The organism is Ferrovibrio sp. GW821-FHT12E11, from assembly GCF_058806975.1.
On the sequence record NZ_JBXAQG010000001.1, the window covers coordinates 1,304,438 to 1,321,672 of the forward strand.

A 17,235-nucleotide genomic window follows, 5' to 3' on the forward strand; every position below is an offset into this window, starting at 1 on the left:
CTCAACCCGCCTTCTTGAGGTCGACAACGACGGCCGTGGCATAGAGCCAGACCGCGATCAGCGAAAGGAAGAACACCAGATCGCGCAGATCGATCACGCCATCGGTGATGGCGTTGAAATGCGCCAGGAAACTGAAGGAGGCGATGGTGTCGACGATCAGCGCCGGCGCCCAGCCCTGGAAGAAGCTCAGCACCATCGGTGCGCCCGAGACGGTGAAGATGAAGCAGACCAGCACGCTGACCACGAAGGCGATCACCTGGTTCTTGGTCACCGCCGAGAGGCAGCTGCCGATCGCCAGATAGGCACCGGCCATCAGCAGGCTGCCGATATAGCCGGCGAGGATGACGCCGTTATCGGGTGAGCCCAGCCAGTTGACGGTAAGCCAGAGCGGGAAGGTCAGCAGCAGTGCGATGCCGGCGAAGGCCCAGGCGGCGAGGAACTTGCCCAGTACGGCAGCCCACAACGGGATTGGTAGAGTGAGCAGCAGCTCGATGGTGCCGCTCTTGCGCTCTTCCGCCCACAGCCGCATGGCGATGGCTGGCAGGAAGAAGAGATAGAGCCAGGGATGGAACAGGAAGAAGGCCTTCAGGTCGGCCTGGCCGCGTTCGAAGAACTGGCCGAGATAGAAGGTGAAGATTCCCGCGGTGAACAGGAACACCACGATGAAGACATAGGCCACCGGGGTGGAGAAATAGCCGCTGAATTCGCGGCGCAGAACGGCAAGCATCGGTTTCATGGGTCTGGTCCTGATCAGGCGGCGCGCGCTTGCGTGATGGTGCGGAAGGCGGCGTCCAGCTTGCCCGGCGCGGCCAGCACATCGCCGATACGCCAGCCGGCCGTCCCTTCCGGGCGGCCCTCGGCGACGATACGGCCGCGGGCGATGATGATGGCGCGGCTGCACACCGCTTCCACCTCTTCGAGGATATGGGTCGAGATGATGATGGCCTTGTCGCGCGCCATGGCCTGGATCAGGCCGCGCACTTCATGCTTCTGGTTCGGGTCGAGGCCGTCGGTCGGTTCGTCCAGCACCAGCACCGGCGGATCGTGCAGGATCGCCTGGGCCAGGCCGACGCGGCGCTTGTAGCCCTTGGACAGCGTGTCGATCGGCTGGTCCAGCACATCCTTGATGTTGACCTGGTCAACCACCTTGTCGAGGCGCCACTGGCGGTCGGTGCCGCTCATGCCGCGCACATCGGCGATGAAATCGAGGAAGCCGCGCGCCGTCATGTCGGCATAGGTCGGCGCGCCTTCCGGCAGATAGCCGATCACCTGCTTGGCCGCCAGCGGATCGGTCTCGACGTCATGGCCGCAGACGGCGATGCTGCCCGAGGTGGGCGTCAGGAACCCGCAGAGCATTTTCATCGTGGTCGACTTGCCGGCGCCGTTGGGGCCCAGGAAGCCCAGCACCTCGCCCTTGGCAACCGTCAGACTGACATTGTCGACCGCCGTGAAAGGCCCGAATTGCTTGACCAGATTCTTTATGTCGATCATCGTCTTAGAACGTCCCCTGCCTGTCCGCGGCGGCCCTGGCCGCACGGCGCCCGCTAGATAAGAGTGTCCACGCCCATGGTTCAAGTCCCCTGCGGGAAAATGCGCTGGTTTGACGCGCCATGACAGACCCGGCCATGACGGATCGGGCGGACATCCCCTCGCCCTGCATCAATGTCTGCCAGATCGACCGGAAAACCGGCTGGTGCATCGGCTGCTGGCGGACCGGCGCCGAGATCGGCGCCTGGCCGACCCTGGACACCCCCGGCCGCCGCGCCCTGCTGGACCGGCTGCCGCCCCGGCACGCGGCGTATATGGCCGCCCGCAAGGAGGCCTCCTGATGCCCCGCAGCGTTGGCCTGGACGCCAGGCTCTACGACTACCTGCTGTCGGTCTCGCCGACGGAACATCCCGCCCTGGCCCGGCTGCGGCAGGAAACCGCCGGGATCCCCCATGGTGGCATGCAGATCGGCGCCGACCAGGGCGCCTTCTTCCAGCTGCTGATACAGGCGACCGGTGCGAAACGCTGCCTCGAGGTCGGTGTCTTCACCGGCTATTCCTCCCTGGCCGTGGCGCTGGCCCTGCCCGAGGACGGCCATATCACCGCCTGCGACATCAGCGCGGACTGGACCGCGGTGGCCCGGCGCTACTGGCAGGAGGCCGGCGTTGCCCACAAGATCGTCCTGAAGATCGCACCGGCCGTGCAGACGCTTGATGCCCTGATCGCCGATGGCGCGGCCGGCACGTATGATTTTGCCTTCGTCGATGCCGACAAGGCCGGCTATGCCGCCTATCACGAACGCGTGCTCACCCTGCTGCGGCCCGGCGGCATGGCGGCCTATGACAATGTGCTGTGGGGCGGCGCCGTTGCCGATCCCGCCGATACCTCGACGGATACGCAAGCGCTGCGCGCCTTCAACGAAAAGCTCGCGAAAGATCCGCGCATCCGGCACAGCATGCTGCCGCTGGGCGACGGCGTCACGCTGGCGCTGAAACTCTGACCCAGGCGCGCATCGCCCCACTATGCCAGCCTTCCTGCTCAAACGCTTCCTCACCCTGCTCGCCACGCTCGCGGCGACTTCGGTGATCGTGTTCCTGGTGCTGGAAATCTTGCCCGGCGATCCAGCCCTGCTGGTGCTCGGCATCGATGCCACCGACGAACAGCTGCAGGTGTTCCGCGAGCAGTATGGTCTGAACCGGCCGGTGTTCGACCGCTACATCGACTGGCTGGCGCATCTGGCGGTCGGCGACTTCGGCATGTCCTACGCCTACAAGACGCCGGTCTGGCCGCTGATCGCCGAACGGCTGGCGCTGACCTATCCGCTGGCGCTGGGCGCCATGCTGATGACCATCCTGCTGGCGCTGGGCCTCGGCGTCTATGCCGCCGCCCAGCATAACCGGCCCGGCGATGTGGTCATCATGGGCATCAGCCAGCTCGGCATTTCGATCCCGAATTTCTGGTTCGGCCTGCTGCTGATCCTGCTCTTCGCCGTCAATCTCGGCTGGGTCTCCGCCGGCGGTTTTCCCGGCTGGGGCGGCGGCGTGCTGGCCGCAGCAAAAAGCCTGATCCTGCCCAGCATCTCGCTCGCCGTGGTGCAGGCGGCGATCCTGGCGCGCATCACGCGCTCCTCGGTGCTGGAAGTGCTGCGCGAGGATTTCGTGCGCACCGCGCGTGCCAAGGGCCTGAGCCGGCGCGCCGCACTCTGGCGCCATGTGCTGCGCAATGCGCTGATCCCGGTCGTCACCGTGATCGGCCTGCAGTTCGGCAACCTGCTGACCGGCACCATTGTCGTCGAACAGGTCTTCGCCCTCCCCGGTCTCGGCCGCCTGATCTTCCAGGCGATCAGCAACCGCGACATCGAAGTGGTGAAAGCCGCCGTAATCCTGCTGGCCTTCACCGTGGTGATGGTGAATTTCATCGTCGACATTCTCTATGCCGTGATCGATCCGCGGCTGAAGGCGCGCGATGTCTGACTTCCTCAAACGCGCCCTGCGGCATCGCAGCTTCGTGATTGGCGGCCTGCTGAGCGCCCTTGTGCTGGGCATGGCGCTGCTGTCACTGGTCTGGACGCCTCATTCGCCCACCGCGATCAACATCCGCCGCCGCATGGCAGCGCCCTCGGCCGAATACTGGCTCGGCACCGATCCCTTCGGCCGCGACGTGCTGTCGCTGATCCTCGCTGGCGCACAGAACTCGCTGATGGTTGGCACCGTGGCCGTCAGCATCGGCCTGGTGCTGGGCAGCGCGCTCGGCCTGCTGGCGGCAGCCAAACGCGGCTGGCTGGAAGAACTGGTCATGCGCTTTGCCGATTTCACCTTCGCCTTCCCGGCCATCCTGTCGGCCATCATGCTGGCCGCCATCTTCGGTCCCAGCACGATGAACTCGGTGGTGGCGATCGCCATTTTCAACATTCCGGTCTTCGCCCGCGTGGTGCGCGGCTCGGCCAATGCGATCTGGGCCCGCGACTTCATCCTGGCCGCGCGCAGCGCCGGCAAGGGCACGTTCCGCATCACCGTCGAGCATGTGCTGCCCAACATCCTCAGCGTCATCGTGGTGCAGGCCACCATCCAGTTCGCGCTCGCCATCCTGGCCGAAGCCGCCCTCTCCTATCTCGGCCTCGGCACCCAGCCGCCAACGCCCTCCTGGGGCCGCATGCTCAACGAAGCCCAGGGCATGGTGTTTCGCGCGCCCTTCCTGGCGGTTTTTCCCGGCTGCGCCATTGCCATCGCGGTGCTCGGCCTCAACCTGCTCGGCGACGGTCTGCGCGACCTGACCGATCCGCGCCTGTCGCGGCAGCGGTGAAGACGATGACCGATGCTCCGTTGCTCTCCGTCCAGGACCTGCGCGTCACCCTGCAGACCGGCCGCGGTCCGGCCGCCGCCGTGCGCGGCATCAGCTTCGACCTGCACAAGGGCGAGGTGCTGGGCATCGTCGGTGAAAGCGGCTGCGGCAAGTCGATGACGGCCCTGGCGCTGATGGGCCTGCTGCCCGATGCCGCCGTCACCGGCGGCCGCGCGCTCTATGGCGGCAACGACCTGCTGCAGCAGGATGAAGCTGCGCTCTGCACCCTGCGTGGCAACCGGCTGGCGATGATCTTCCAGGAGCCGATGACCTCGCTCAATCCGCTGCACCGCATCGGCGACCAGATCGCCGAGCCGCTGCAGCAGCATCTGCGCCTGAGCCGACGCCAGGCCCATGAACGCGCCGTGGAGCTGCTGGATCGCGTCGGCCTGCCCAACCCGCGCGACCGCATCAGCGCCTATCCGCATCAGCTCTCCGGCGGCCAGCGTCAGCGCGTGATGATCGCAATGGCGCTGGCCTGCGACCCCGATATCCTGATTGCCGATGAACCGACCACGGCACTCGACGTCACCATCCAGGGCCAGATTCTCGACCTGATCCGCCGCCTGGTCGATGACAGCGGCATGGGCCTGGTGCTGATCAGCCACGATCTGGGCGTGATCGCCGAGACCGCCGACCGCGTGCTGGTGATGTATGCCGGCCGCGCGGTGGAAAGCGGCCCGGTGCACGAGGTCTTCGCCCGGCTGGCGCATCCTTACGCACGCGGGCTGTTCGCCGCCATGCCGCAGATCGGCGACAGCAGCGCCGCGCATCCGCGGCCGCCGCTGCCCACCATCGCCGGCATCGTGCCCGATCTGGCCGACCTGCCGGCCGCCTGCGCCTTTGCCGACCGCTGCGATCTGGTCGAGCCGCGCTGCCGCGCCGAATTCCCGCCCGATGTCAGCGTCGGTGTCAGTCACCGCGCCGAATGCTGGCGCACCGATGCGCTCACCGGCCTGAGGGCCGTGCAGCCATGACGGCGCTGGTCGAGATTTCAGAGGTGCAGAAGGCCTATCCGCTCGGCCGCAGCACGCCCTTTGCGCCTGTGCAGAAGGTGCATGCGGTGAACGGCGTGTCGCTGCAGATCAAGGCCGGCGAAAGCCTGGGCGTGGTGGGCGAAAGCGGTTGCGGCAAGTCCACGCTCGCCCGGCTGGTGATGGCGCTGGAAGCCCCTGATGCTGGCAGCGTGCGCTTTGCCGGCCGCGACCTGCATCGGCTGTCGGTAACCGACTTGCGCGCCGCCCGCCGCGATTTCCAGATGGTATTCCAGGATCCCTATGGTTCGCTCGATCCGCGGCTGAGCGTCGAGCGCATCGTCGCTGAACCGCTGGACGTGCTGGAACGCTTAAGCCGCGCCGCGCGCCGCGCCCGCATCGCCGATACGCTGGCCACCGTCGGCCTGCGCGAAGGCGACATGGCGAAATATCCCCATGAATTCTCCGGCGGCCAGCGCCAGCGTATCGCCATCGCCCGCGCCCTGATCACCCAGCCCAAACTGATCGTTGCCGACGAAGCGGTCTCGGCGCTGGACGTTTCCGTGCAGGCCCAGGTGCTGAACCTGATGGCCGAGCTGCAGCAGCGCCATGGCATCACCTATCTGTTCATCAGCCATAACCTGGCGGTGATCGACCATCTGTGCAGCCATGTGGCGGTGATGTATGCCGGCCGCATCGTCGAACAGGGCGAAACGGCCACCGTGTTCAGCCGGCCAGCGCATCCCTATACCCAAGCGCTGCTCGCCGCCCTGCCGCGTCCGGTGCCGCCGCCGAAGGGCCAGGCGCGCCGGCGCAGCCTGCTGCAGGGCCAGCCACCGAACCAGACGCAGCTGCCGCCCGGCTGTGCACTGGCAGCGCGCTGCAGCCATGCCGACGATCACTGCCGCGCCGTGCGGCCGGCGTTGCGTCCGCTGGCAGATGGCCGCAGCATCGCCTGCCACAAGGCGGAGATGTTGCTCAGCGCGGCGGTGGCGTGAGCGCCTGCAGGCTGTAGCCACGCTGGCGCATGCAGTAATCGGTGAATTCGGCCTCACGCGGCCCGCGGGCGAAATAGGACGGCGACTCCTGGCGGAAGCCCGGCGAGAATGGCGGCCGCGTATCGAAGCCGGTGCCGGTCCACGGCGGATAGAGCGGCCGCGAGGACGAACTTTCATCCAGCGCCTGTTTCCAGGCGATGTCGCGGCATTCCCTGTAATCGCGGTCGCGCTGCGCCACGCCGGTATCGGTGCGCACCCATTCGGTCGGCGTGGTGGCGCAGGCCGTCAGCAGCAGCATCGCGGCGAGGGTGAAGCCGCGCGTCATCGCGCCGGTTTCTGGATCGGCACCAGCGCATAGCCGCGCTGCTGCATGCAGTATTCGCTCAGCTCATACATCCGCGCGCCGCGGCGGCTGTAGGAGGTGGTGGGACCGCCGCCGCCATCGTCACCGCCGCCGCCGTCGAGGGTGAACTGGGTGTCCTTGTAGGGCGGATAGATCGGCTTCGACTTGCTGCTCTCATCCATCGCCTGATAGTCCGCGATGGCATTGCAGTCTTTCTCGTCGGTTTTCAGCTGTGCGGTCGTGGTATTGGCCCGCGACCATTCGGTGGTGGGCGCGCAGGCCGCCAGCAGGATTACAAGGCTGACAACGAAGACAGGACGGATCATGGCATCCTCGCTATTGCGGAACCGGTTGCAGGCTGTAGCCACGGGCACGCAGACAGAAATCCTGCAGTTCGCTCTCGCGCTGGCCGCGCCACATGTAAGGGTCGCGATAGGGGCTGCCGCGATAGCTGTAGGGGCCATAGGGATAGCCGCCGAAGGCGTAATAGCCGGGATAGCCCGGATAGCCGTAGGACGGCCCGAAGAACCCCTCGCGGAAGGCCTGGTTGCGCGCCAAGGCATTGCATTCGCGGCTGTCCGTCTGCGCATCCGCCATGGTGACGCCGGGCTTCTGCCAGGCCATCGGCGGGCCGCAGCCGGCCAGCAGGGCCGCCAGCGCGGCGAGAGCGAAAGACGAGCTCAGTGTTTTGCCCATGACGGTGTCCGTCCGGTTCTGCGGGGGCAAGGGATTATAGCCTGTCAGGCTCGATCAGGAATGCGGCAGAATCAGGGCCACCCGATCACCTTGATGTGTAGATGCGTCAGTCACCCAGCTTCAGTCACCCTGGCAGGGAAAGGCATCGACCAGCGCCAGCTTGACCGCCTGGATCGCATCCTGGCCCAGCAGATCGCCATTATCCTTGGCCCATTCCACATACTGCTGACGCAGCAGGGTCGCCGGCGCCTCGCGCGGCGCGCAGAACAGACTCAAGTCCTTGGCCTCGCCCACCGCCACCTCATACATGGCGACGGCGCCCTGCAGGTAGCGCAGGCAGCCGGCCAGCCGGGCGCTGTTTTCCGGGCCTTCGCAAAGCGCGACCAGGTCCTTGGCCAGAAAGCGCGGCGGCGGCGTCAGGTTGGACGACATCGGCGCCTGGGCCTGCGCCAGGGCGGGGCCGGTCAGCAGAAGGGCAAAGACGAACAGCAGCGCACGCATCAGACGATCTCGTTCTCGAAAGGCTCGCCGCCCATGCGGCGGAAGATGGCATACATGGCATCGGCGGCCTGATCCAGACGGTTTTTGTCGGTGCAGCGCAGCACAATGGCGGTCGAGGCCTTGCCGGCGCGGAAGGCCGGGTAGGAGCCCATGTCGACATCGGCATATTGCTTCTGCAGGGCACCAAGGTCTTCCGCCACGGCACCCTCGGGCACGAAGGCCAGCACAGTGCGCGACAGCAGCCTGTCGCCACCGGTCAGCGACGGGGCGACACTGGCCACCATGGCCTGGAAAATCATCGGCACGCCGGCCATCACCATGACATTGCCGATGCGGAATCCCGGCGCGGCGGAGACCGGATTGTCGATCAGCGTGGCGGTGTCGGGGATGCGCGCCATGCGCAGGCGCGCGGCGTTCAGCATGCCGGCCTCGTAATGCGCTTCCAGCCGGCGGCGCGCTTCCGGATGCACGTCGATGCCGACATTGAAGGCCTTGGCGATGCAGTCGGCGGTGATGTCGTCATGGGTCGGGCCGATGCCGCCTGAGGTGAAGACATAGTCATAGGCGCTGCTCAGCTCGCGCACGGCGGCGATGATCGTCGCTTCGATATCGGGCACCACGCGCGCCTCGCGCAGGCGGATGCCCAGTTCGGTCAGCCTGCCGGCCAGGTGATGCATGTTGGCGTCGCGGGTGCGGCCCGAGAGGATCTCGTTGCCGATCACCAGCATGGCGGCGGTCACAATCTTGGGCGCGATCTCGGGCGTTTCCGTCATGTCGCAGGACATAGCACGCGCTGGACGGGCAGGCCAGCCATCGCTATAGCCGGGATATGGACTTTCCCACGCCCCTCACCCCCGCCATCCTGCTGCGCCGCTACAAGCGTTTCCTCGCCGACATGCGCTTTGCCGACGGCCATGAGGAAACCGTGCACTGCCCCAATCCCGGTGCCATGCTGGGGCTGGACAAGCCGGGCAGCCGCGCCTGGCTCAAGCCCGGCAAGGGCAAGCTGAACTGGGGCTGGGTGATCGCCGAGGCCGATGGCACCCTGGTGGGCATCGATACCGGCCTGCCCAACCGGCTGGTGGCCGAAGCGCTGCAGCAGGATCGGATTCCAGAACTGGCCGGCTATGCCCTGCACCGGCCCGAGGTGAAATACGGCGCCAACAGCCGGGTCGATTTCCTGCTGACGACACCCGGAAAACCCGACTGCTATCTGGAAATCAAGAATGTGCATCTGAGCCGCCACCCGCCGCTGGCGGAATTTCCCGATTGCGTGACGGAGCGTGGCGCCAAACATCTGCGCGAGCTGACAGCCATGGTGGCGGCCGGCCATCGCGCCGTCATGCTGTTCGTGGTCCAGCGCGGGGATTGCCGCCATTTCCGCATCGCCGCCGACTGCGATCCGGGCTATGCCGCCGCCTTCATCGAGGCTAGGAATGCCGGGGTCGAGGCGCTATGTTATGCCTGTCGCGTTACCGAGGCCGGGATCGTGATGACAGACCGGCTGCCGATAGACCCGTAACGCACTGAAATGCAACAGATAACTGGATTTTCGCTGTGAACCAGAGCCAGGCCCGCATCGCTGACGACATGGACGAGGACGAGGATTTCCGTCCCGGCGCCATCCGCCTGCACAGCGCCGCCGACTTTGAGGGCATGCGCAAGGCCGGGCGCCTGGCCGCCGAGACCCTGGATTTCATCACCCCCCATGTGGTCCCCGGCATTACCACGGACCAGCTCAACACACTCTGCCACGACTATATCCTGCAGCATGGCGCCGTGCCGGCGCCGCTGGGCTATCGCGGCTTCCCGAAATCGATCTGCACCTCGGTCAACCATGTCGTCTGTCACGGCATCCCGGGCGACAAGGTGATGGAAGACGGCGACATCCTGAATATCGACGTCACCGTCATCCTCGATGGCTGGCATGGCGATACCAGCCGCATGTTCCTGCTCGGCGATGTCGGCGTGAAGGGCAAGCGGCTCTGCGAGATCACCTATGAAGCCATGATGCGCGGCATCGAAGTGGTGAAGCCCGGCGCCACCACCGGCGATATCGGCTATGCGATCCAGCGCTTCGCCGAAAAAGAACGCTTCTCGGTGGTGCGCGATTTCTGCGGCCATGGCCTGGGGCGCATTTTCCACGAACCGCCGAACATCCTGCATTACGGCGAGCCCGGCACCGGCGTACCGCTGAAGGCCGGCATGTTCTTCACCGTCGAGCCGATGATCAATGCCGGCAAGTGGCAGGTGAAGCTGCTGTCGGATGGCTGGACCGCGGTGACCAAGGACCGCTCGCTCTCGGCGCAGTTCGAACATTCGATCGGCGTCACCGAGACCGGCTACGAGATCTTCACCCAGTCACCCAAGGGCTGGCACAAGCCGCCATACGTATAAACGGACCTGAGTGGCAGAAGCGGGCGATCCAGAAAAACCCCACTTCCACGGCCATCGCAGCAGATTGCGGGCCCGCTTCCTCGAAAGCGGCGGCGCCGGCATACCGGATTATGAAATCCTCGAACTGATCCTGTTTGGCGTGTTCCGCAACGGCGACGTCAAGCCGCTGGCGAAAGCGCTGATTGCTGAATTCGGTTCGCTGGCGGCAGCGCTCGCCGCGCCGCCCGAGCGCCTCTCGAAAGTGCCGGGCTGCGGCGAAGCGGCGATTGCCGCGCTGAAGGTCACCCGCGAGGCCGGCCTGCGCCTGCTGAAGGCCGATGCGATGCAGCGGCCGGCGGTGTCAAACTGGCAGGCGCTGCTGGATTACTGCCGCGCCGTGCTGCAGCACGAGGGCATCGAGCAGTTCCGCGTGCTGTATCTCGACCGGAAAAACCAGGTGATCGCCGACGAGCAGCAGCAGCGCGGCACCGTGGATCATACGCCGGTCTATCCGCGCGAAGTCATCAAACGTGCGCTGGAACTGAACGCCGCCGCCCTGATCCTGGTGCACAACCATCCCTCCGGCGATCCCACACCATCACGCGCCGATGTCGAGATGACGCGCGAGGTGATGAAGGCCGCCGATGCGCTGGGGATCAGCGTGCATGACCACCTGATCATCGGCCGCAAGGGCCATGTCTCGCTGCGCGAGAAGGGCCTGATGGGTTAAGGTCGCGCGTTGATTGCTGCCTGGGCATCGAACGCCCGCCTGTAGGCCGGCCGCGCTTCACCGCGCGCGACATAGGCCGCGAGATTCGGGTATTCGTCCAGAAGGCCCGAAGGCTTCAACCGGAGCAGCACCGACACCATCAGCAGGTCGCCGGCACTGAATCCGCCATCAAGCCAGTCGGCATCGCCCAGACAGGCGGAAAGCTGCGTCAGCCGCTCGCGCACGCGATCCTGGACCAGCGGCAGGCGCTCTTTGGCCCAGGGCTTGCCGCCCTCCACGATCTTTGCAGTTGCGAGGTCCAGGATCGGCGGCTCCACCGTGTTGAGCGCGGCAAACATCCATGTGATCGCCCGCGCCCGTGCAGCGGCATCGTCCGGCAGCAGGCCCGCATGGCGTTCGGCGATGTGGAAGACGATCGCGCCGGTCTCGAACAGGGCGAGATCGCCGTCTTCATAGGTCGGGATCTGGCCGAAGGGATGCAGCGCCAGATGCGCCGACTCCTTCATCGCCTGAAACGAGACAAGCCGCACCGCGTAAGGCTGCCCGGCTTCTTCAAGCGCCCAGCGCACGCGCGTATCGCGCGCCAGCCCCTTGCCGCCATCGGGCGATCGCTCAAAGGCGGTAATGACGATGGTCATGCGCAGACTCTCAATGTGCGCCGCCGATCTGCACCCGGCGCAGCACCACGGCGGCCATCACCGCGCCGATGGCGGCGATCACCGCGCAGGTGAAGACGCTGAGGAAGAACCCTTGCGAAAACGCCAGGCGCGCCGCATCCAGCAATGCTTCCCCGGTGGCGACCGGCAGCTGCGCCGCCGCGGTCATCGCGCCGCCGAGCGTGCTGCGCGCCGCCTCTGCCGTCGCCGCCGGCAGATCGGCCGGAATGACCTTGGTCATGCTGCTGCGATAGGCCGCCGTCGCCAGCGTGCCGAGAATCGCGATGCCAAGCGCGCCGCCGAATTCCGAACTGGTCTCGGCCAAAGCCGCCGCCGCGCCGGCGCGTTCGGGTGGCGCGGTGCTGACGATCAGATCGGTGGTCAGCGTGAAGACCTGCGACAGGCCGAGGCAGAACACGATCGACCCGGCAATCAGCATGACAAAGCCGCCCGGCGCTTCGGCGCGCCCCAGCATGACATAGCCGATGGCGGCAAAAGCGAGGCCGAGCGCCAGCACATAGCCCGGCCGCAGGCGGCGGATGATGATCGGCGCGATCATCGACCCGACGATGAAGGTGGCGCCCATCGGCGCCATCCACAGGCCGGCTTCCAGCGGGCTCATCTCCAGCACCAGCTGGAAATACTGCGCCAGGAAGAGGAACATGCCGAAGGCGACGAAGACGCCGATGATGTTGATGGCCAGCGAGGTGCTGAAGGCCGGCGAGCGGAACAGCTGCATGTCGATCAGCGGATCGGACAGCCGCATCTGCCGGCGCACGAAGATCGTGCCCAGCGCCAGGCCAAGCAGAATGATCGCAGCAGAAGCCCAGTTCGGCCCGTATTCGGCCAGGCGCTTGATGCCGTAGATCATCGGCAGCACGGCGGCCAGTGACAGTGCGGCGCTGAGGATATCCAGCCGGCCGGCCTTGGGGTCCTTGTATTCCGGCAGCAGGATCGGGCCCAGGATCAGCAGCAGCGCCATCACCGGCAGGGCCACCAGGAAGACCGAGCCCCACCAGAAATAGGTCAGCAGCACGCCGCCGATCACCGGGCCGAGCGCACCGCCGGCTGAGAAGCTGGCGATCCAGATGCCGATGGCCACTGTGCGTTCATGCGGATCGAGGAACATGTTGCGGATCAGGGACAGCGTGCTGGGCGCCAGCGTCGCCGCCGCAATGCCCAGCAGGGCGCGCGCCAGGATCAGCATCTCGGCACTGGTGACAAAGGCGGCGAAGACGGAGGTGATGCCGAAGGCCACCGCGCCGATCAGCAGCACGCGGCGGCGGCCGATGCGATCGCCCAGCGTGCCCATGGTGACCAGCGAGCCGGCGACCATGAAGCCGTAGATATCGACGATCCACAGCAATTGAATACTGCTGGGCTGCAGGTCAGCACTGAGCTGCGGCACGGCGAGATTCAGCACCGTCAGGTCCATGGAATAGAGCAGGCAGGGCAGTGCCAGCACCGCCAGTCCGATCCATTCGCGGCGGCCGGCTTTCGGCGGCGGCGCGTCGGCATCCGGGGGCAATGTTGCCATTGCCGGATCAGCAGCAGTCATGGTCGCACTCTTTCTGCGAGACGGTTATCGGATCGTCCATGATACTGCCGGATACCTGACAATAAGCGTCAGGTATCCGGCAGCCCAGGCTCAGTCGTTGCAGCAGGACGCGGCTTTCGGCGCGTCTTCGTATTCGTCGTGGCGGCGCATCCAGCCCATGGTGCTGTTTTCGTTGCGGCCCTTCGGCGTCAGGTCGAGGAAATGATGGGCCCCGATCAGAATGTCGCCGCCGCGGGCATAGGACGAATAGGTGTGGAAGATGTCGCCGTTGTCATCGCGGAAAAACACGCTGGTGCCCGGCAATTCGTCATGCCCCTGCTCTCTCGGGATCATCTCGAAATTGTAGGACAGGCTGTCGCCGGCCAGCTCCTCCGGGGTGAAGGAGACATGGTAGTCGAAATTGAAATCGCTGCCCTGCGACGACACCCAGTCGAACTGCCAGCCCATGCGCTTGCGATAGGCCTGCAGCTTGGCCAGCGGCCCGCGCGACACCGCCACCACCGAGACATCATGATGCTTCAGATGCTGGTTGGCGCCATCGATATGATCGGCCAGGAAGGAACAGCCCATGCAGCCCTGCTCCCAGTCCGGCCCGAACATGAAGTGGTAGACGATGAGCTGGCTGTTGCGGCCGAACAGGTCGCCGAGCGACTTCGGTCCCTGCAGGGTGTCGAACATATAGGTCTTGTCGACCTTCACCCAGGGCAGCGCCCGGCGTTCTTCATACAGCCGGTCCATCGCATGGGTGATCTCCTTCTCGCGCGCCAGATGGGCACGGCGAGCAGCGATCCAGTCTTCGGGGGATACGATCCGGTGATCGGTCATGGGCTAGTCCTCCATCACAGATAGCGGCTTTCCGCCGGCGGTTTGGTCCAGTCGTTGTTGCGCCCGTCCTCGACAATCACGGGCGCCGCAGCCAGTTCGGCATCGCTGGCATCATCCAGGCAAGCGACGTTGACGGCGACGAAGCGGCCGAAGCCCTCCACCTCGCCGCGGCCGAACGGCTTGATGCCGCAATGGCTGCAGAACAGGTGACGGATATTGCCGCTGCCGAAGCGGTATTCGGTCAGCCCGTCCGCGCCCTGCAGAATCCGCAGGGCGTCTTCCGGCACGACGGATTTCCAGAACCGCGCCTTGGTGCAGACCGAGCAGTTGCATTTGCTGGTCGGCTGATCGAGGTCGAGGTCAGCCTCGAACCGTACGGCGCTGCAATGGCAGCTGCCCTTGTAAACGCGCTTCATGACGGCTTCCTTCAATAAAACAGGGCTTCCAGCTTGTTCATCGATGCGGTCCAGCCTCGGGTATGGCCGGTCTTCGAGGCCTCGTCCCAGAGCTGCTCGTGATGCAGCGTCAGCAGCGTGCCGTCGCCATCGGCTTTCAGCGTCACCGTCACCTGCGACACGCGTTCGGGCGTGCTGATCCAGTTCCAGCTGAACACCAGCCGCTGGTTTTCCACGATCTCGCGGTAGGTGCCGCCGACCTCATGGCGCTCATGCGGCTTGCCGTCGATATCGCTGCGGAAGGCGACGCGGAAACGGCCGCCGACCCGCAGGTCGATTTCATTGGCCAGGTATTCGCAGTTCCCCGGCCCGAACCACGCGACTATTTGCGTGGGGTCCGTCCAGGCGCGCCAGACTTTTTCCGGCCGGGCTTTGAGCCGGCGCTTGAGCGTGAGGCTGGGGCGGACGGCATCGCGGGAGACGGGGGCACCAGGGAGAGCTTGGGCGGACATGACTGTTCCTCGACAAAGGCGGCAAGACGATCGAGCGAGGCGGTCCAGAAGCGCTGGTAACGGTGCAACCAGTCCATGGCCTGCTCCATCGGTTGGGCATTCAGCCGGCAGGTGACGGTGCGGCCGGTTTTGCTGCGGGAGATCAGGCCGGCATCCGACAGAACGTCGAGATGCTTCATGATCGCCGGCAGCGACACCGGAAACGGCCGCGCCAGATCGCTGATCGAAAGGCTGTCCTGACCCTCGAGCTGCGCCAGCAGCGCCCGCCTGGTGGGGTCGGCAAGGGCTGCAAAGGTGCGGTCGAGAGCGGCATCTGAATACTTAACCATGTGGTTTAGTATTGGGCCGAGAGACCGCAAAGTCAACCCCTATATTCTGAACGCTCAGTCGGGCTGTTCCATGCGGTCGGCACCGAAGCGCACCGTGACCACGGTGCCGGCACCGGGAGAAGACTGCAGGCTCACCGCGCCGCCATGCAGCAGGGTGAGTTCCTGCACCAGCGGCAGGCCGAGGCCGGAGCCCTGATGCTGCTTGGTCATCACATTGTCGACCTGGCCGAAACGCTGCAGCGCCTTGCCGATCTCAGTCTCATTCATGCCGATGCCGGTATCGCGTACGCCGAAGGCCAGGCCGCCGCCATCCTCGCGCCGGGCAAACAGCGTAACGCGGCCATCGCGTGGCGTGAACTTGACCGCATTGGTCAGCAGGTTGAGCGTGATCTGGAAAATCGCCCGCTGGTCGGCCCACACCGCTGGCAGGTCGCGCGGCATATCCATGGCCAGCAGCACGCCGCGATCCTGCGCGGCGCCATCCACCTGGCGCAGGGCGCGCGCGCCCAGGGCCGGCAGATCGACGCTGGTTTCCTGCAGCTCATAGGCCCCGGCCTCGATCTTGGAGAGATCGAGCACATCGTTGATGAGGCTGAGCAGATGCTGGGCGCTGTCATGGATATGGCCGGCGTAAGCCCGGTAACGCTCTTCCATCGGCCCGATCACCTGCTCCTTCATCACCTCGGCAAAGCCGAGGATGGCATTCATCGGCGTGCGCAGCTCATGGCTCATATGGGCGAGGAAGGAGGATTTGCTTTTCGAGGCCCGCAGCGCCTGGTCGCGCGCTTCCGACAGCGCCACATTCATGTCTTCCAGACGGCGACGCTGCAGCTGCTCCTGGGTCACGTCACGGCCGACGCCGGTATAGCCGATGAAGTTCCCCTCGCTATCGAAATGCGGCCGGCCGCTGACGCTGATGCAGACCAGCCCGCGCGGCCGGTGGATCCACTGCACCACATCGGAGAATGGCCGGTGCGCCTTGCAGTCCTCGATATGCTGCTGCAGGAACGGGTCGGCCGAAACGTCGCCGAACATCGCGATGCGCGAATGGCCGATATAGTCGGCGACCCTGGAACCGGTCACCTGTTCGACACGATCCGACATATAGGTGTAGACGAGATCGGCATCGGTCTCCCAGACCCAGTCGACGCTCAGCTCGGCCACGTTGCGGAAACGCTGCTCGGCGGCGCGGCGCTCGTCCACTTCATGCTGCAGGCGGGCATTGGCCGCTTCCAGCTCGGCCGTACGCAGGCGGATGCGGTTTTCCAGATCCGCATTGAGCGCGCGCACCTGGTCCTCGGCGGCGCGCCGGTCGGCGATCTCGCTGTTCAGGTGACGATTGGTCTCGATCCACTGTCCGGCGCTCGGCATTGTGCCGGCCCAGCGCGCCGCCGGCACCAGCGATGCCGCCGTCGCCAGCGACACCATCGCCGTCGCCGCCTTGACCAGCCCCTCGACGCCATAATCGGGATTCCACAGCACCCACACGCCCAGCAGATGCGTCAGGCCGCAGAGCACGATGAAGGCCATGAACAGCGCCAGCAGCCAGCGCGGCACCAGATCGGCGCGCTGTACGGCGACATAGAGCAGGGCAGCGGGGATGGCGAAGTAACTGAGCGCGATGGTGGTATCCGACACGAGATGGAGCCAGAACACCTCCGGCTTCCAGATCAAACACATGCCATGCGGCAGAAACCCGTCAGTTTCCAGAAAGTCCTGGAGCCAGCGCATACTCGTTTCCTTCCCCAAATCCGACTGCAGCATGGCGCGGAAAAATCCCGTCTGTAAATCGCGTAATACGATCCGCATACAGTTGCAGGTTGCGCATGTTGACCGCGCCCGACATCTGCGCCACCATCGGCCTTACCGAGGGGGGCGCCGCTAGGGCGCTGAGAGTCGGCCGGCAGTGGTTCATCCTCTGCAACGCCGTGACCCTGAAACCCGCCGCTGAATCCGGCGGGTTTGAGAACCTGATCCGGGTCATGCCGGCGGAGGGAACGGTCGTACGGCACA

The 17,235-nt window shown here is 65.7% G+C and carries 23 protein-coding genes; 9 read left to right on the plus strand and 14 right to left on the minus strand.

What is annotated here, in order from left to right:
• Position 1: 1 nt before the first annotated feature.
• Together AC1ROT_RS06425 and AC1ROT_RS06430 are read right to left on the minus strand one after the other, a co-directional pair.
• Positions 2–736: an ABC transporter permease subunit gene (locus AC1ROT_RS06425; RefSeq protein WP_492969490.1), complete on the minus strand. Its 735-nt coding sequence runs from the start codon at positions 734–736 to the stop codon at positions 2–4.
• Positions 737–750: 14 nt separating this feature from the next.
• Positions 751–1,491, minus strand: coding sequence for an ABC transporter ATP-binding protein (locus AC1ROT_RS06430; protein ID WP_492969489.1), 741 nt, complete (start codon positions 1,489–1,491; stop codon positions 751–753).
• A 134-nt stretch (positions 1,492–1,625) separates the two neighbouring features.
• Between AC1ROT_RS06430 and AC1ROT_RS06435 the strand changes: the two genes are divergently transcribed.
• The 6 genes from AC1ROT_RS06435 to AC1ROT_RS06460 are packed head-to-tail and all read left to right on the plus strand — an operon-like array spanning position 1,626 to position 6,301.
• The gene (locus tag AC1ROT_RS06435) at positions 1,626–1,829 is read left to right on the plus strand and encodes a DUF1289 domain-containing protein (RefSeq protein ID WP_492969488.1); all 204 of its coding nucleotides are present in this window, start codon (positions 1,626–1,628) and stop codon (positions 1,827–1,829) included.
• On the plus strand, positions 1,829–2,488 hold the full coding sequence (locus AC1ROT_RS06440) for a class I SAM-dependent methyltransferase (protein ID WP_492997857.1): 660 nt from the start codon (positions 1,829–1,831) through the stop codon (positions 2,486–2,488). Before AC1ROT_RS06435 ends, AC1ROT_RS06440 begins: the two co-directional genes overlap by 1 nt.
• 22 nt (positions 2,489–2,510) lie before the next feature.
• Positions 2,511–3,461, plus strand: coding sequence for an ABC transporter permease (locus AC1ROT_RS06445; RefSeq protein WP_492997858.1), 951 nt, complete (start codon positions 2,511–2,513; stop codon positions 3,459–3,461).
• Positions 3,454–4,290, plus strand: coding sequence for an ABC transporter permease (locus AC1ROT_RS06450; protein ID WP_492969485.1), 837 nt, complete (start codon positions 3,454–3,456; stop codon positions 4,288–4,290). The genes AC1ROT_RS06445 and AC1ROT_RS06450 overlap by 8 nt, the downstream gene beginning before the upstream one ends.
• 5 nt (positions 4,291–4,295) lie before the next feature.
• The gene (locus AC1ROT_RS06455) at positions 4,296–5,306 is read left to right on the plus strand and encodes an ABC transporter ATP-binding protein (protein WP_492997860.1); all 1,011 of its coding nucleotides are present in this window, start codon (positions 4,296–4,298) and stop codon (positions 5,304–5,306) included.
• Positions 5,303–6,301 (plus strand): ABC transporter ATP-binding protein, encoded by a 999-nt coding sequence (locus AC1ROT_RS06460; RefSeq protein WP_492997862.1) that lies wholly within the window; start codon positions 5,303–5,305, stop codon positions 6,299–6,301. Before AC1ROT_RS06455 ends, AC1ROT_RS06460 begins: the two co-directional genes overlap by 4 nt.
• Here AC1ROT_RS06460 and AC1ROT_RS06465 read toward each other — a convergent pair.
• The 5 genes from AC1ROT_RS06465 to AC1ROT_RS06485 all read right to left on the minus strand — a co-directional run bounded on the left by AC1ROT_RS06465 (position 6,282) and on the right by AC1ROT_RS06485 (position 8,614).
• Complete coding sequence (locus AC1ROT_RS06465; protein ID WP_492997864.1) at positions 6,282–6,626, minus strand: hypothetical protein; 345 nt, start codon at positions 6,624–6,626, stop codon at positions 6,282–6,284. The genes AC1ROT_RS06460 and AC1ROT_RS06465 overlap by 20 nt on opposite strands.
• The gene (locus AC1ROT_RS06470; protein WP_492969481.1) at positions 6,623–6,970 is read right to left on the minus strand and encodes a hypothetical protein; all 348 of its coding nucleotides are present in this window, start codon (positions 6,968–6,970) and stop codon (positions 6,623–6,625) included. Before AC1ROT_RS06470 ends, AC1ROT_RS06465 begins: the two co-directional genes overlap by 4 nt.
• Before the next feature lie 10 nt (positions 6,971–6,980).
• Positions 6,981–7,340 carry a hypothetical protein gene (locus AC1ROT_RS06475; protein ID WP_492969480.1) on the minus strand — a complete coding sequence of 120 codons (360 nt, stop codon included), beginning with the start codon at positions 7,338–7,340 and terminating at the stop codon, positions 6,981–6,983.
• 120 nt (positions 7,341–7,460) lie between these two features.
• Positions 7,461–7,841 (minus strand): Rap1a/Tai family immunity protein, encoded by a 381-nt coding sequence (locus tag AC1ROT_RS06480; protein ID WP_492997866.1) that lies wholly within the window; start codon positions 7,839–7,841, stop codon positions 7,461–7,463.
• Complete coding sequence (locus AC1ROT_RS06485; RefSeq protein ID WP_492969478.1) at positions 7,841–8,614, minus strand: competence/damage-inducible protein A; 774 nt, start codon at positions 8,612–8,614, stop codon at positions 7,841–7,843. Before AC1ROT_RS06485 ends, AC1ROT_RS06480 begins: the two co-directional genes overlap by 1 nt.
• A 56-nt stretch (positions 8,615–8,670) precedes the next feature.
• Here AC1ROT_RS06485 and sfsA point away from each other — a divergent pair, with 56 nt between their 5' ends.
• The 3 genes from sfsA (at position 8,671) to radC (ending at position 10,947) form a co-directional block, all read left to right on the plus strand.
• Positions 8,671–9,363 carry a DNA/RNA nuclease SfsA gene (gene sfsA, locus AC1ROT_RS06490; protein ID WP_492997867.1) on the plus strand — a complete coding sequence of 231 codons (693 nt, stop codon included), beginning with the start codon at positions 8,671–8,673 and terminating at the stop codon, positions 9,361–9,363.
• 68 nt (positions 9,364–9,431) lie between these two features.
• Positions 9,432–10,238, plus strand: a complete 807-nt coding sequence (gene map, locus AC1ROT_RS06495; RefSeq protein WP_493001131.1) for a type I methionyl aminopeptidase — start codon at positions 9,432–9,434, stop codon at positions 10,236–10,238.
• 10 nt (positions 10,239–10,248) lie between these two features.
• Complete coding sequence (radC, locus tag AC1ROT_RS06500) at positions 10,249–10,947, plus strand: RadC family protein (protein WP_492997868.1); 699 nt, start codon at positions 10,249–10,251, stop codon at positions 10,945–10,947.
• On the opposite strand, the gene AC1ROT_RS06505 is transcribed toward radC, so the two are convergent.
• The 7 genes from AC1ROT_RS06505 to AC1ROT_RS06535 all read right to left on the minus strand — a co-directional run bounded on the left by AC1ROT_RS06505 (position 10,944) and on the right by AC1ROT_RS06535 (position 16,878).
• Positions 10,944–11,585, minus strand: a complete 642-nt coding sequence (locus tag AC1ROT_RS06505) for a glutathione S-transferase family protein (RefSeq protein WP_492997869.1) — start codon at positions 11,583–11,585, stop codon at positions 10,944–10,946. The genes radC and AC1ROT_RS06505 overlap by 4 nt on opposite strands.
• Positions 11,586–11,595: 10 nt before the next feature.
• The gene (locus tag AC1ROT_RS06510; protein WP_492970754.1) at positions 11,596–13,140 is read right to left on the minus strand and encodes an MFS transporter; all 1,545 of its coding nucleotides are present in this window, start codon (positions 13,138–13,140) and stop codon (positions 11,596–11,598) included.
• A 111-nt stretch (positions 13,141–13,251) separates the two neighbouring features.
• Entirely contained in the window at positions 13,252–13,986 is a 735-nt protein-coding gene (locus tag AC1ROT_RS06515; protein WP_492997871.1) for a DUF899 domain-containing protein, read from the minus strand.
• Between the two features lie 14 nt (positions 13,987–14,000).
• Positions 14,001–14,402 carry a GFA family protein gene (locus tag AC1ROT_RS06520; RefSeq protein ID WP_492997873.1) on the minus strand — a complete coding sequence of 134 codons (402 nt, stop codon included), beginning with the start codon at positions 14,400–14,402 and terminating at the stop codon, positions 14,001–14,003.
• Positions 14,403–14,413: 11 nt separating this feature from the next.
• Positions 14,414–14,767 (minus strand): SRPBCC family protein, encoded by a 354-nt coding sequence (locus tag AC1ROT_RS06525; protein WP_493001132.1) that lies wholly within the window; start codon positions 14,765–14,767, stop codon positions 14,414–14,416.
• Positions 14,764–15,222: an ArsR/SmtB family transcription factor gene (locus tag AC1ROT_RS06530; RefSeq protein WP_492997874.1), complete on the minus strand. Its 459-nt coding sequence runs from the start codon at positions 15,220–15,222 to the stop codon at positions 14,764–14,766. Before AC1ROT_RS06530 ends, AC1ROT_RS06525 begins: the two co-directional genes overlap by 4 nt.
• 54 nt (positions 15,223–15,276) lie before the next feature.
• On the minus strand, positions 15,277–16,878 hold the full coding sequence (locus tag AC1ROT_RS06535; RefSeq protein ID WP_492969471.1) for a sensor histidine kinase: 1,602 nt from the start codon (positions 16,876–16,878) through the stop codon (positions 15,277–15,279).
• Positions 16,879–17,235 lie beyond the last annotated feature (357 nt).